The 13,504-nt window shown below is 44.1% G+C and carries 10 protein-coding genes; 9 read left to right on the plus strand and 1 reads right to left on the minus strand.

The window, feature by feature from the left end; translation table 11 throughout:
* Positions 1–12: 12 nt before the first annotated feature.
* The 7 genes from grpE to greA all read left to right on the plus strand — a co-directional run bounded on the left by grpE (position 13) and on the right by greA (position 10,008).
* The gene (grpE, locus tag OQE68_RS17300) at positions 13–651 is read left to right on the plus strand and encodes a nucleotide exchange factor GrpE (protein ID WP_180570262.1); all 639 of its coding nucleotides are present in this window, start codon (positions 13–15) and stop codon (positions 649–651) included.
* Between the two features lie 146 nt (positions 652–797).
* Positions 798–2,720 (plus strand): molecular chaperone DnaK, encoded by a 1,923-nt coding sequence (gene dnaK, locus OQE68_RS17305; protein ID WP_180570263.1) that lies wholly within the window; start codon positions 798–800, stop codon positions 2,718–2,720.
* Between the two features lie 132 nt (positions 2,721–2,852).
* A complete protein-coding gene (dnaJ, locus tag OQE68_RS17310; RefSeq protein WP_180570264.1) occupies positions 2,853–4,007 on the plus strand; it encodes a molecular chaperone DnaJ in 1,155 nt (384 codons plus the stop codon).
* An 11-nt stretch (positions 4,008–4,018) separates the two neighbouring features.
* Positions 4,019–4,822, plus strand: a complete 804-nt coding sequence (gene dapB / locus OQE68_RS17315) for a 4-hydroxy-tetrahydrodipicolinate reductase (RefSeq protein ID WP_180570265.1) — start codon at positions 4,019–4,021, stop codon at positions 4,820–4,822.
* Positions 4,823–5,124: 302 nt separating this feature from the next.
* Positions 5,125–6,255 (plus strand): glutamine-hydrolyzing carbamoyl-phosphate synthase small subunit, encoded by a 1,131-nt coding sequence (carA, locus tag OQE68_RS17320; protein WP_180570266.1) that lies wholly within the window; start codon positions 5,125–5,127, stop codon positions 6,253–6,255.
* 59 nt (positions 6,256–6,314) lie between these two features.
* Positions 6,315–9,539 (plus strand): carbamoyl-phosphate synthase large subunit, encoded by a 3,225-nt coding sequence (gene carB, locus OQE68_RS17325; protein ID WP_180570267.1) that lies wholly within the window; start codon positions 6,315–6,317, stop codon positions 9,537–9,539.
* Positions 9,532–10,008 carry a transcription elongation factor GreA gene (gene greA / locus OQE68_RS17330; protein ID WP_180570268.1) on the plus strand — a complete coding sequence of 159 codons (477 nt, stop codon included), beginning with the start codon at positions 9,532–9,534 and terminating at the stop codon, positions 10,006–10,008. Before carB ends, greA begins: the two co-directional genes overlap by 8 nt.
* Positions 10,009–10,056: 48 nt before the next feature.
* On the opposite strand, the gene yhbY is transcribed toward greA, so the two are convergent.
* On the minus strand, positions 10,057–10,362 hold the full coding sequence (yhbY, locus tag OQE68_RS17335; RefSeq protein ID WP_180570269.1) for a ribosome assembly RNA-binding protein YhbY: 306 nt from the start codon (positions 10,360–10,362) through the stop codon (positions 10,057–10,059).
* A gap of 261 nt (positions 10,363–10,623) precedes the next feature.
* Between yhbY and rlmE the strand changes: the two genes are divergently transcribed.
* Together rlmE and ftsH are read left to right on the plus strand one after the other, a co-directional pair.
* Positions 10,624–11,244, plus strand: a complete 621-nt coding sequence (gene rlmE, locus OQE68_RS17340) for a 23S rRNA (uridine(2552)-2'-O)-methyltransferase RlmE (protein ID WP_180570270.1) — start codon at positions 10,624–10,626, stop codon at positions 11,242–11,244.
* A 263-nt stretch (positions 11,245–11,507) separates the two neighbouring features.
* The gene (gene ftsH, locus OQE68_RS17345; RefSeq protein ID WP_180570271.1) at positions 11,508–13,448 is read left to right on the plus strand and encodes an ATP-dependent zinc metalloprotease FtsH; all 1,941 of its coding nucleotides are present in this window, start codon (positions 11,508–11,510) and stop codon (positions 13,446–13,448) included.
* The last annotated feature ends 56 nt before the right edge of the window (positions 13,449–13,504 follow it).

Genomic DNA, 13,504 nt, shown 5'->3' on the forward strand with positions numbered 1-13,504 from the left:
GGAGGACCTGGGATGAGTGAAGAGAAGTCAGTACCGAATGAGCAAGAAGAGGTTGCTAGCAATGATCAAGTTGATACTCAGCAAGCTGAAGAGCTAGGTGCCGGTTCTGATGAAATAAGCTCTTTAGATGAACAGGCCCAGGATGCAGCTTCTCTTGAAGCATTACAGCAGCAGTTAGGTACTGCGCTGGCAGAAGCTAATGAAGCAAAAGAGCATGTCTTACGTGCGCAGGCTGAAATGCAAAATGTACAGCGAAGAGCAAAACAGGATGTTGAAAAAGCACATAAATTTGCCTTGGATAAATTTTCAAATGAGTTGTTACCAGTTGTTGATAGTTTAGAGCGAGCACTAGAAACGGCAACACCCACTGGAGAAGAAGCCAGCAAAGCAATGCATGAGGGTATCGAGCTAACCCTGAAGATGTTTTTGGACGTTCTTAAGAAATTTAATATTGAGCAGCTTGATCCTGTTGGGGAGCCTTTTGACCCTCAATTCCATGAGGCAATGGCTATGCAAGAGAGCCAAGATGCAGAGCCTGGCACAGTGTTGGCTGCTATTCAAAAAGGCTACACCTTAAATGGCCGCTTAGTTCGCCCTGCAATGGTTGTTGTGTCTAAAGCAAGTGCAACAAAAATTGATGAAAAAGCTTGAAATTAACTAAATAGCACACATATTCAAAAGCAAGATTTAGTGGTTATCACTGGCAAAGTTACCCAACCTGCAAACAGCGATAATCGAGTTAACGCTAGAGTATTTCATGTCTCTGCTGGTTGGATGGCAGAGAGGGGAGAGTTGAAATGGGCAAAATAATTGGTATTGATTTAGGAACTACAAACTCTTGTGTCGCCATTATGGATGGTGATCCAAAAGTTATCGAAAATGCTGAAGGTGCGCGCACAACCCCTTCTATTATTGCATTTACTGATGAAGGTGAAACGCTGGTAGGGCAGCCTGCAAAGCGTCAGGCGGTTACTAACCCGGATAGTACTTTATTTGCAATTAAGCGTCTTATAGGCCGTCGCTTTAAAGATGATGTCGTTCAGAAAGACATTAAAATGGTGCCTTATAAAATTGTAGAGGCTGATAACGGTGACGCTTGGGTTGAAGTAAAAGGTGATAAGAAAGCACCACCACAAATTTCTGCTGAAGTTTTGAAAAAGATGAAGAAAACAGCAGAGGACTATTTAGGTGAAACGGTAACAGAGGCAGTTATCACCGTTCCTGCATACTTTAATGACTCTCAGCGTCAAGCGACTAAAGACGCAGGTCGTATTGCTGGCTTAGAAGTAAAGCGAATTATTAATGAGCCAACTGCTGCTGCGCTGGCTTATGGCTTAGATAAAAAACGTGGTGACTCCACTATTGCTGTATATGACCTAGGTGGCGGTACATTTGACGTTTCTATTATCGAAATTGCAGAGGTAGATGGTGAGCATCAATTTGAAGTGTTATCAACTAATGGTGACACTTTCTTGGGTGGTGAAGATTTTGACTTACGCTTGATCGACTACCTGGCTGATGAGTTCAAAAAAGAGTCTGGTATTGACTTGCACAATGACCCATTGGCTTTGCAGCGCCTAAAAGAAGCTGCAGAAAAAGCTAAAATTGAGCTTTCTTCTAGCCAGCAAACTGATGTCAATTTACCTTACATTACTGCAGATGCCTCAGGACCGAAGCACCTTAATGTAAAAGTAACTCGTGCTAAATTAGAGTCTTTGGTTGAAGAGTTGGTAGAAAGGTCAATTGAGCCATGCCGCATTGCTTTAAAAGATGCTGACTTAGATATCTCTGAAATTAATGAAGTTATCTTAGTGGGTGGTCAAACCCGGATGCCGTTGGTTCAAGAGAAGGTCAAAGCATTCTTTGGTAAAGAAGCACGTAAAGATGTAAACCCGGATGAGGCAGTTGCCATGGGTGCTGCTATTCAGGCTGCTGTATTGGCGGGTGATGTTAAAGACGTACTGCTGCTTGATGTAACGCCTCTGACTCTGGGTATTGAGACAATGGGTGGGGTGATGACGCCTCTTATTGAGAAAAACTCAACTATCCCAACCAAGAAGTCTCAAGTTTTCTCAACAGCTGAAGACAACCAGACAGCGGTAACTATTCATGTCTGTCAGGGCGAGCGGAAGCGTGCGCAAGAAAATAAGTCGCTTGGTCGCTTTGACTTAAGTGATATTCCTCCTGCACCACGTGGCGTGCCACAGGTTGAAGTAAGCTTTGATATTGATGCAAATGGTATTTTGCATGTGTCTGCGAAAGATAAAGCAACAAATAAAGAGCAATCTATCGTTATCAAGGCATCTAGCGGTTTGTCAGATGATGAAATTGATAAAATGGTGCGTGATGCAGAGGCCCACGCTGAGGAAGATCGTAAGTTCGAAGAGCTAATCGGTGTTCGTAACACAGCTGACTCTATGATTCATGCAACTCGCAAGACTTTAGAAGAAGCAAAAGACAAAGTTACTGCGGACGAAAAAGAGAATATTGAAAAAGCCATTAGCGAACTTGAAGAAGTCGTGAAAGGTGATGACAAAGAAGCGATTGAAGCAAAAACAAAGGCGCTAACAGATGCCTCAGCTAACCTGGCACAAAAGCTGTATGCTGAGCAAGCAGCAGATGGTCAGGCACAGCAGCCGCAAAATGAAGCTGCAGACGATAAAAAAGCTGAAGACGCTGTTGATGCAGAGTTTGAAGAAGTTAAAGATGACAATAAGTAGTTGCCTTTGGCAAACGTGTTGTCTATAGCAGTCTGACCAACGCGGGAGGGATCTCCCGCGTTGTTGTTTCTGTGATAAGGAGACTGCACTGAATTATTATTAACCAGTGAACTAACTGGCAGGTTATTGTTTATGGCCAAGCGTGATTACTATGAGGTGCTCGGGGTTGCCAAAGATGCCTCGGAGCGGGATCTAAAAAAAGCTTATCGCCGGATGGCGATGAAGTACCATCCTGATCGTAACCCTGACGATAAGGATTCTGAAAATAAGTTTAAAGAGGTTAATGAAGCCTTTGAAATCTTATCCGATTCTCAAAAACGGGCTGCATATGATCAGTATGGCCATGCAGGGGTTGATCCTAGCCAAGGTGCTGGAGGGTTTGGCGGCTTTGGTGCGGGAGGCGCTGGTAGCTTCAGTGATATTTTTGGTGACGTATTTGGGGATATTTTTGGTGGCGGCGGCGGTGGTGGTCGTAGCCAGAGTAGTGTTCAGCGAGGAGCTGACTTACGCTACTCCTTGGAGTTAGAGCTAGAAGAGGCGGTTAAAGGCGTAAGCAAAAAAATTCGCATTCCTACCCAGGTGGAGTGTGGTACTTGTGATGGCTCAGGTGCGAAAAAAGGCTCTAAGCCTGAAACCTGTACTACTTGTGGTGGTATAGGCCAGGTAAGAATGCAGCAGGGCTTCTTCTCTGTACAGCAAACCTGTCCTGCTTGTCATGGTAGCGGGAAAGTAATTAAAGACCCATGTCATTCATGCCATGGCTCTGGACGAACGGAAGAATATAAGACGCTATCGGTTAAGGTGCCAGCAGGTGTTGATAGTGGCGACAGAATTCGCTTAGCGGGTGAAGGTGAGGCTGGGTTTAATGGAGGACCTCCTGGCGACTTGTATGTGCAAGTTTATGTTAAGGATCACCCTATTTTCCATCGAGACGGTAAACATCTTTATTGCGAAGTGCCGATTAGCATCATTGATGCGGCCTTGGGTGGAGAGCTGGAGGTGCCTACCTTGGATGGTCGAGTCAAATTGAAAGTGCCACCTGAAACCCAAACTGGCAAGCTATTCAGGTTAAGGAATAAAGGAGTAATACCTGTTCGTGGAGGCTCTCAAGGTGACTTACTGTGTCGGGTAGTGGTGGAAACGCCAGTAAATCTAACAGTCAAACAGAAAGAGTTATTAAAAGAGCTTCAAGATTCCTTTGAAGCAGAAGGCCATCATCGGCAGTCGCCAAAAAAGACTTCGTGGTTTGAAAATGTCAAAAACTTCTTTGGTGACATGAAGGTTTAGGGGGAGTGAGCATGACCCGAATAGGGGTAGTAGGTGTATCTGGTCGGATGGGTAAAGCATTGGTAGAAGCTTGCCAGAATGACCAACAAGTTGAACTCACCCTGGCTGTACAAAGAACTGGTAGTAGCTTGATTGGTGTTGATGTAGGTGAGTTGGCGGGTGTTGGTAAAGTTGGTCTGATTGTAGTTGATAATCTTGTAGAGCAGATCAGTCAGGTTGACGTAGTAATCGACTTCACTCGTCCTGATTTCACCTTAGCTAATCTGGAAATTTGTAAGGCACATAAAAAGCCAATGGTCATAGGTACCACTGGCTTTTCTGATGAAGAAAAACAGCAAATTCAACAGGCAGGGAATGCTATTCCTATTGTGTTAGCGCCAAATACTAGTGTTGGAGTTAACTTGAGCTTGAAGTTGCTGCAACTGGTAGCTCAAGTCATGGGTGATGAGGCTGATATTGAAATTGTGGAAGCTCATCATCGTCATAAAGTGGATGCGCCTTCAGGCACAGCCTTGCGAATGGGTGAAGCAGTTGCAGATGCCCTTGGTCGAGATTTGTCTCAGTGCGCTGTTTATGGGCGTGAAGGTATCACAGGTGAACGTGATCCGCAGACGATTGGTTTTGCCACTGTCCGTGCAGGCGATATTGTGGGCGAGCACACAGTAATGTTTGCAACTGAAGGTGAGCGCCTGGAAATTACCCATAAAGCCAGTAGCCGACAAACTTTTGCTAAGGGAGCACTGAGAGCGGCGAAATGGCTTCAGCAACAACCAGCCGGTTTTTATGATATGCAGGATGTGCTGGCATTAAATTAAATTTTTGCTAGACCAAACAGATGGGTTCATATAAAATTCCGTCAATTTGTGCCGACTGAACGGTTAAGGTTTGTACGTAGTTGGTAATTGTTATAATTAAGTCAGTTGTCGACTATATTTATTTCATTAAATAGCGCAAGCCTTAAAGCTCTTTATCAATGAGTAAGTTATTTAAAAGGCGATATTAAATATCCCAAAAAAATAGCTGCTCGCAGAAAAGCGGGATGAAACATTTTGTTACATCTCGCTTTTTTATGGCCTACAAAAATGTTTGGTTAATTTATTTACAGGGGAGATTTTCATTGGCTAAGGCAGCAATTCTCGCTCTCGAAGATGGCAGTATTTTTCGAGGGGTTGCCATCGGCGCTGAAGGTTACGCCAGTGGTGAAGTAGTTTTTAATACTGCAATGACAGGCTATCAAGAAATTCTCACTGATCCCTCCTATGCCCGCCAGCTTGTTACGCTTACTTATCCTCATATTGGAAATACCGGAACTAATCAACAAGATGAAGAATCTTCCCAAATTTGGGCAGGTGGCTTGATTATCCGTGATTTGCCATTGTTAGCTAGCAACTGGCGAAATGAGCAGTCTTTATCGGACTACTTGGCTGAGCGAAATATTGTTGCGATTGCTGAAATTGATACCCGCCGGCTAACTCGTTTATTACGAGAAAAAGGTACACAAAACGGTTGCATTATAGCAGGCGAAAACTTAGATGAGGACAAAGCAATTGCTTTGGCAAAAGACTTTCCTGGCTTAAAAGGAATGGATTTAGCTAAAGAAGTAACTACCAAAGAAAACTATGACTGGGCTGAAGGAACTTGGGAGCTTGATGCCAATGCTCATGTTGATCACGATACTCAGCCCTATCATGTAGTTGCTTATGACTTTGGTGTTAAGCGTAATATTTTGCGGATGCTGGCTGACCGTGGTTGCCATCTAACCGTTGTACCAGCAACCATGCCTGCTGATGAAGTATTAGCAATGGACCCTGATGGTATTTTCCTATCTAACGGGCCTGGTGATCCTGAACCTTGTGACTACGCAATTAAAGCAATTCAAACTATCTTGAAGACTGAAATCCCAGTCTTTGGTATTTGCCTTGGACATCAATTACTAGCGCTAGCAGCTGGTGCTGAAACTGAAAAAATGAAGTTTGGCCATCATGGAGCAAACCATCCAGTTCAGGACTTGATGACTACGAAAGTTATGATCACCAGTCAAAACCATGGGTTTGCAGTAAAAGAAAGCTCCCTCCCTGAAAATGTAAAAGTAACTCATAAGTCATTATTTGACAGCTCGCTACAGGGAATACACCTAACTGATAAGCCAGCATTTAGCTTTCAGGGACACCCTGAAGCAAGTCCAGGCCCCCATGATGTAGCACCACTATTTGACCACTTTATAGAGCTAATTAAAGCTCGGCGTTAATAGGTAGTGGAAGTAGATAGGTAACCCTGACCATTTAGTTTTGTAGTGTAGAGATAGCCATGCCAAAGCGGACTGACATCAAAAGTATTCTGATTTTAGGGGCTGGGCCAATTGTGATTGGCCAAGCTTGTGAGTTTGATTATTCGGGGGCTCAAGCCTGTAAAGCACTTCGGGAGGAGGGGTATCGAGTAATCTTGGTTAACTCTAACCCCGCTACTATTATGACTGATCCTGTGATGGCGGATGCTACCTATATTGAGCCAATCCGTTGGGAAACAGTCGCTAAAATCATTGAAAAAGAAAAACCGGATGCACTGCTGCCAACAATGGGGGGGCAAACGGCCCTTAATTGTGCGCTGGATTTGCACCGTCATGGTATTTTGGAGCAATTCAAAGTAGAGCTGATCGGTGCAAACCATGATGCTATTGATAAAGCTGAAGATCGTCACCGCTTTGATGAAGCAATGAAAGCCATTGGTTTGGCAACGCCAAAAGCGGGTATTGCTCACAGCATGGAAGAAGCTTATCAAGTGCAGGCTGAAGTTGGCTTTCCTTGTATTATTCGTCCGTCTTTCACTATGGGTGGAACGGGTGGTGGTATTGCCTATAACCGTGAAGAGTTTGAAGAAATCTGTCAGCGAGGCTTGGATTTATCACCAACCAATGAGCTTTTAATTGATGAATCGCTGATTGGCTGGAAAGAGTACGAAATGGAAGTTGTTCGGGATAAAAACGACAACTGCATTATTGTTTGTTCGATTGAAAACTTTGACCCGATGGGCGTTCATACCGGTGACTCAATAACGGTTGCACCTGCACAAACGCTTACTGATAAAGAATATCAGCTGATGAGAAATGCATCGGTTGCTGTGCTTAGGGAAATTGGCGTAGAGACTGGAGGGTCAAATGTACAGTTTGGTATGGACCCTAACAATGGTCGGATGGTAGTCATTGAAATGAACCCAAGGGTTTCTCGCTCTTCTGCACTAGCCTCTAAAGCAACTGGTTTTCCAATTGCTAAGGTAGCGGCTAAGTTAGCAGTAGGTTATACCCTGGATGAGTTGAAGAATGATATCACTGGTGGTGCAACCCCTGCCTCTTTTGAGCCTGCAATCGACTATGTAGTCACTAAAATCCCTCGTTTTGCCTTCGAAAAATTCCCTCAAGCAGATGCTCGATTGACCACGCAAATGAAGTCTGTCGGTGAGGTGATGGCGATTGGCCGTAACTTCCAAGAGTCTGTGCAAAAAGCCTTGAGAGGTTTGGAAGTGGGGGTCGATGGGTTTGACTCCATGCAGAACTTGGATGCTGAAGATGCGTTGCAAACGTTAAAGTCTGAGTTGATAACTCCAAAAGCAGAAAGAATATGGCGTGTGGCAGATGCATTTAGAGCAGGTCTATCTGTAGATGATGTCTTTGAGTTTACGAAGATCGATCGCTGGTTTTTAGTGCAAATTGAAGACTTGGTTAAAGTTGAGGAGAACGTTGCTAAGCTGGGGCTTCATGAGATTGATGAGAAGCTGACTTTCCAATTGAAGCGTAAAGGATTTTCTGATGCGCGCTTGGCCAAGTTATTAGGGATTAGTGAAAAGAGCTTCCGCGAGCATCGTCAGAAGTTTGGAGTGCGCCCTGTTTATAAAAGAGTAGATACTTGTGCAGCTGAGTTTGCTTCTTCCACTGCCTACATGTATTCGACCTATGATGAGGAGTGCGAGGCAGCACCAACCGCTAGGCCTAAAATCATGGTGCTGGGTGGTGGGCCAAACCGGATTGGTCAGGGTATTGAATTTGATTATTGCTGTGTTCATGCGGCGCTGGCGCTCAAGGAAGATGGTTATGAAACCATTATGGTTAACTGTAACCCTGAAACGGTTTCAACAGACTATGATACGTCCGACCGACTATATTTTGAGTCAGTCACTTTAGAAGATGTGCTGGAAATTGTTGAAGTTGAGCGGCCGCAAGGAGTGATTGTTCATTATGGTGGACAAACACCTCTGAAATTGGCTAGAGGCCTTGAAGCGGCAGGTGTGCCTATTATTGGTACTACTCCGGAAGCGATTGACCGTGCGGAAGATCGTGAGCGCTTCCAGCAAATGATTGAGCGGTTAGGACTCAAGCAGCCTGCTAACGGCACGGCAAGAAGTACTGATGAAGCTGTCACCATTGCTACGGAAATTGGTTATCCCTTAGTGGTTCGTCCGTCCTATGTGCTGGGTGGTCGAGCGATGGAAATCGTAAGTAATGAAGAAGAACTGCAAAAATATATGCGGGAAGCGGTTCAGGTTTCCAATGACAGTCCGGTTTTACTAGACTTTTTCTTGAACCGTGCCATTGAGGTTGATATTGATGCGGTTTGTGATGGTAAAGCTGTGGTGATTGGCGCCATTATGCAACATATCGAGCAAGCGGGCGTACACTCTGGTGATTCTGCCTGCTCTCTACCTCCCTACAGTCTCAGCAAAGATTTTCAGGATCAGATTCGCGAGCAAGTGAAGCGAATGGCGCTTGAGCTGGGCGTAGTTGGGTTAATGAATGTGCAACTGGCAATTCAGGATGACGAAATTTATGTCATTGAAGTCAACCCAAGGGCTTCACGAACGGTACCATTTGTTTCAAAATGCATAGGCCGCTCGTTAGCGAAAGTGGCAGCACTGGTAATGGCTGGCAAGTCGCTAGCAGAAGTTGGTTTTACTGAGGAAATAATCCCCCCTTATTTCTGTGTGAAAGAGTCGGTTTTTCCATTTAATAAGTTTCCAGGTGTGGACCCGATTTTAGGGCCTGAAATGAAATCAACAGGTGAAGTGATGGGGGTGGGGGATAGCTTTGCAGAAGCTTTTGCTAAAGGACATCTGGCTGCTCATGCTATGCTGCCAACAGAAGGCAAAGTTATTATCAGTGTTAGAGATGAAGACAAGCCACGAGCGGTTGGTGTGGCAAAGGCACTTATTGCTCAAGGCTTTAGTATTTACGCAACTGCTGGTACAGCAAAAGCTTTAGAGTCAGCTGGCCTGGTAATTCAGCGAGTGAATAAAGTGACTGAAGGCCGTCCGCACTTAGTTGACATGATTAAAAATGACGAAATTTCGCTAGTGATCAATACTACCGAGGGGCGCCAAGCTATTGCTGACTCTTATATGATTAGGCGATCAGCGTTACAGCATAAAGTGCCTTACTCTACTACATTAGCAGGAGCTGAGGCTGTTGCTCAGGCAATTCAATTTGGCCCTGAGCGAACAGTTCGTCGGCTACAGGATTTGCACAAAGGTATTATGAATGAATAGGGTTCCAATGACTGTCCAGGGTGAACGTGCCCTAAGGGATGAGTTAGAACGACTAAAAGGGGTTGAGCGCCCAAGAATTATTCAAGCAATTGCCGATGCTCGAGAGCATGGTGATCTTAAGGAAAATGCTGAGTACCATGCAGCTAGGGAGCAGCAAAGCTTCACTGAAGGACGGATCAATGAAATAGAAGCGAAATTATCAAGCGCTCAGGTAATTGATGTCACCAAAATTGCTAAAACGGGTAAAGTGTTTTTTGGTACTACAGTTGCGCTGATTAATTTAGACTCAGATGAAGAAATGGAATACCAGATAGTGGGTGAAGATGAGGCGGATATTAAAAGTAATAAAGTATCCGTGAGTTCTCCTATTGCTCGAGCCTTAATTGGTAAAGAAGAAGGGGATGTTGTTCTGGTTAAGACGCCTGCTGGTGACACTGAGTATGAGGTTGCAGAAGTTAAGCACCTATAAACTATTCTGTTGATAAATAAAAAAGCCCCTTTGAGCAGGGGTTTTTTTTTAGCTGCGTAATAAGTTTGATAATGCTGGATTCGGCTCTTTGGCTGGTTTGTAAATGAGTGCAATATTGCCGATGGTTTGAACCAGTTCAGCACCGACTTCTTTACAAAGCTCACCAATAAATGCTTTTTTTGCTTCTCTATCTCCCACTGCAAACTTAACTTTGATTAGTTCGTGATCAGCTAGGGCTCGAGTGGTTTCTTCTAAAACCCCTGCTGACAGCCCATTACTAGCAATGGTAACCACTGGTTTGAGATTGTGGCCGATGGTGCGAAAGCGCTTCTTTTGTGCAGCGGTTAAAGCCATGTAAATGATTCCGTAAAACTTAAGTGATTTCTCATGATAAACTAGAGGAGCATACTGTAATTAAGAAGCATACACCATCAAATAAGGTCGCGGATAATACAAGAACTGTTAGGTTGTTGCATAGTGGCTCAAGTGAAATAGTGAGTAAGAGTAAACCAAAAATTTTGAAGCATGGTAGTTTGGCTGTTAAAGGCTCTCCTATTGCTTTTATAATGCTACCACTTATTTATCAATATAATTTTTTAATGAGAATTGTAGGTTATGGGGCGGTCAAAAAGCAGTAATCGTTGGCTACAAGAACATTTTTCTGATCAGTTTGTAAAGCAGTCACAAAAAGATGGCTACCGCTCCCGAGCCAGCTATAAGTTGCTGGAAATTCAGCAAAAAGATTGCTTACTCAAGCCTGGCATGACAGTGGTTGATTTGGGGGCGGCCCCTGGCGGTTGGACTCAAGTGGCTGCGCAGTTGATCGGGGATAAAGGCAAAGTTGTCGCTTCTGATATTTTGCCAATGGACCCTATTGCTGATGTTAGCTTTGTTCAAGGTGACTTTACTGAGGAGGCCGTTTTAAAAGAAATTTTGGCTTCAATTGGTGCTGATAGAGTAGACCTTGTAATTTCTGATATGGCCCCCAATATGAGTGGTATGAAGGCCGTTGATCAGCCTAAAGCTATGTATTTGGCTGAACTAGCACTGGACTTGTCCTTGCAAGTGCTGAAACCGAAGGGGTGTTTTTTAACGAAAGTATTCCAAGGTGAAGGATTTGATCAATATTTTAAGGCGATGCGAGAGGTTTTTGCTTCAGTGGTAACTCGAAAACCACAAGCATCAAGATCGCGTTCACGTGAAGTTTATCTGCTTGGAAAGGGGTTTAAAGGTTAATCAGCTTCGGTAATAGAGTTAATAGCGCTAAACTATAGATGAGAAACTGTTTCAAGTAATGGATCTGTAGTAAGGTATAGCACCATAAACTTTGGCTAGTGCTATTGTTTAGCATGCTCGTGGAACGATTGTAAAATACTGTGCAGCTTTAAAGAAACGTTAAGTAAGTATACAGCCAACTTCTTTATCTTAGCCGCATAATTACAAACAGACCGAGTGACTGTTAGGCTTGTTCGCTCGAAGAGGGTAGCCCGTTGAATGATATGGCAAAGAATTTAGTTTTATGGCTAATAATCGCGTTGGTATTGCTGACAGTATTTAAAAACTTCGGCAACATGCAGTCATCAACCAAAGAGCTGACCTATACACAGTTTGTCAATTTGGTAGAAAATAAACAGGTTAGTAAGGTCGTTATTGATGGTTTTACAGTAACGGGTATATTGAACGGTAGTGAACGTTTTGAGACTAACCTTCCTCCCACTATTCAAGATAACAAGTTAATGGATGATTTGTTGTCTAATCAGGTTGAAGTAGTAGCCAAACCATTAGAAAAGCAAAGTATTTGGACTCAGCTGCTAGTTGCTAGCTTCCCAATTTTAGTCATCATTGCTGTATTCATGTTTTTCATGCGTCAGATGCAAGGTGGTTCGGGAGGTCGTGGTGGCCCAATGAGTTTTGGTAAAAGCAAGGCCCGCTTGCTTGGTGAAGATCAGATTAAAACTACCTTTGCTGATGTAGCTGGTGTTGATGAAGCCAAAGATGATGTTCAAGAACTGGTAGAGTTCTTGCGTGATCCAGGTAAGTTCAAGCGCTTAGGTGGTCGTATACCTCGTGGCGTATTAATGGTTGGCTCACCAGGTACTGGTAAAACACTCTTGGCTAAAGCTATTGCAGGTGAAGCAAAAGTACCATTCTTTACTATTTCTGGCTCTGACTTTGTCGAAATGTTTGTTGGTGTCGGTGCTTCGCGGGTTCGGGATATGTTTGACCAGGCTAAGAAGCAATCACCCTGTATTATCTTTATTGATGAAATTGATGCAGTTGGTCGTCATCGTGGTGCTGGTCTTGGTGGTGGTCACGATGAGAGAGAGCAAACCCTTAACCAATTGCTGGTGGAAATGGATGGCTTTGAAGGTAATGAAGGTGTGATTGTCATTGCCGCAACAAACCGTCCAGATGTGCTTGATCCCGCGCTATTAAGGCCCGGTCGTTTTGATCGCCAAGTAGTTGTGCCGTTGCCAGATATTCGTGGTCGTGAGCAAATTTTGAAGGTGCATATGCGGAAAGTACCTTTAGCAGATGATGTTAATCCATCGATTATTGCTCGTGGTACTCCTGGATTTTCCGGAGCTGACTTGGCCAACCTGGTTAATGAAGCGGCTTTATTTGCTGCAAGAGCAAACAATCGCACTGTTTCAATGAAAGAATTTGAACTGGCTAAAGATAAAATTATGATGGGTGCTGAGCGCAAGTCCATGGTGATGAGCGAGAAAGAAAAGCTAAATACTGCTTATCATGAAGCTGGTCACGCGATTGTTGGGCGCTTGGTACCTGAGCATGACCCTGTTTATAAAGTGACTATTATTCCAAGAGGTAGAGCGTTGGGCGTTACCATGTTCTTGCCTGAGGAAGATCGTTACAGTCAAAGTAAGCAAGCACTAACTAGTCAGATATGTAGCTTATTTGGTGGGCGAATTGCTGAAGAGATGACGCTTGGTGCAAACGGTGTTACTACCGGTGCATCCAATGATATCCAGCGTGCAACTCAAATTGCTCGCAACATGGTCGCAAAGTGGGGCTTGTCTGAGAAGCTGGGTCCTTTGATGTATGATGAAGATGAAGGCGAAGTCTTTTTGGGGCGTAGCCAGGGAGGCTCACGCTTGAATGTATCGCCTCAAACTGCACGTATTATTGATGAAGAAGTGCGCTCTTTGATTGATGAGTGCTATGCGACAGCAGAAAAAATCCTAAAGGAAAACAGAGATAAACTGGATTTAATGGCTGAAGCATTGATGCAGTATGAGACTATTGATACTCAGCAAATTGATGACATCATGGCTGGCAAAAAACCTCGCCCCCCAGCCGGCTGGCATGATGGAGATTCATCGGGAGGAGGTGCTGTGACTGATCTTGATAAAAAGCCTCAAGATAAAGAAACAAAAGCACCAGACCCTTCTATAGGTGGACCCGCTGGCGAGCATTAATGCTCGCCTTTGCTTTTTACTTTGAGCCCTCCTTTCTAAGTAACAAATAAACTTCT

It is taken from the genome of Spartinivicinus marinus, assembly GCF_026309355.1.
In the GTDB taxonomy this organism is placed as follows: Bacteria; Pseudomonadota; Gammaproteobacteria; order Pseudomonadales; family Zooshikellaceae; genus Spartinivicinus; species Spartinivicinus marinus.

Coding starts and splice junctions, on each gene's coding strand:
- yhbY (WP_180570269.1), bottom strand. CDS start 10,362: ATGGCTTTAACCGCTGCACAAAAGAAGCGCTTTCGCACCATCGGCCAC.
- dnaK (WP_180570263.1), top strand. CDS start 798: ATGGGCAAAATAATTGGTATTGATTTAGGAACTACAAACTCTTGTGTC.
- rlmE (WP_180570270.1), top strand. CDS start 10,624: ATGGGGCGGTCAAAAAGCAGTAATCGTTGGCTACAAGAACATTTTTCT.
- dnaJ (WP_180570264.1), top strand. CDS start 2,853: ATGGCCAAGCGTGATTACTATGAGGTGCTCGGGGTTGCCAAAGATGCC.
- greA (WP_180570268.1), top strand. CDS start 9,532: ATGAATAGGGTTCCAATGACTGTCCAGGGTGAACGTGCCCTAAGGGAT.
- grpE (WP_180570262.1), top strand. CDS start 13: ATGAGTGAAGAGAAGTCAGTACCGAATGAGCAAGAAGAGGTTGCTAGC.
- dapB (WP_180570265.1), top strand. CDS start 4,019: ATGACCCGAATAGGGGTAGTAGGTGTATCTGGTCGGATGGGTAAAGCA.
- ftsH (WP_180570271.1), top strand. CDS start 11,508: ATGGCAAAGAATTTAGTTTTATGGCTAATAATCGCGTTGGTATTGCTG.
- carB (WP_180570267.1), top strand. CDS start 6,315: ATGCCAAAGCGGACTGACATCAAAAGTATTCTGATTTTAGGGGCTGGG.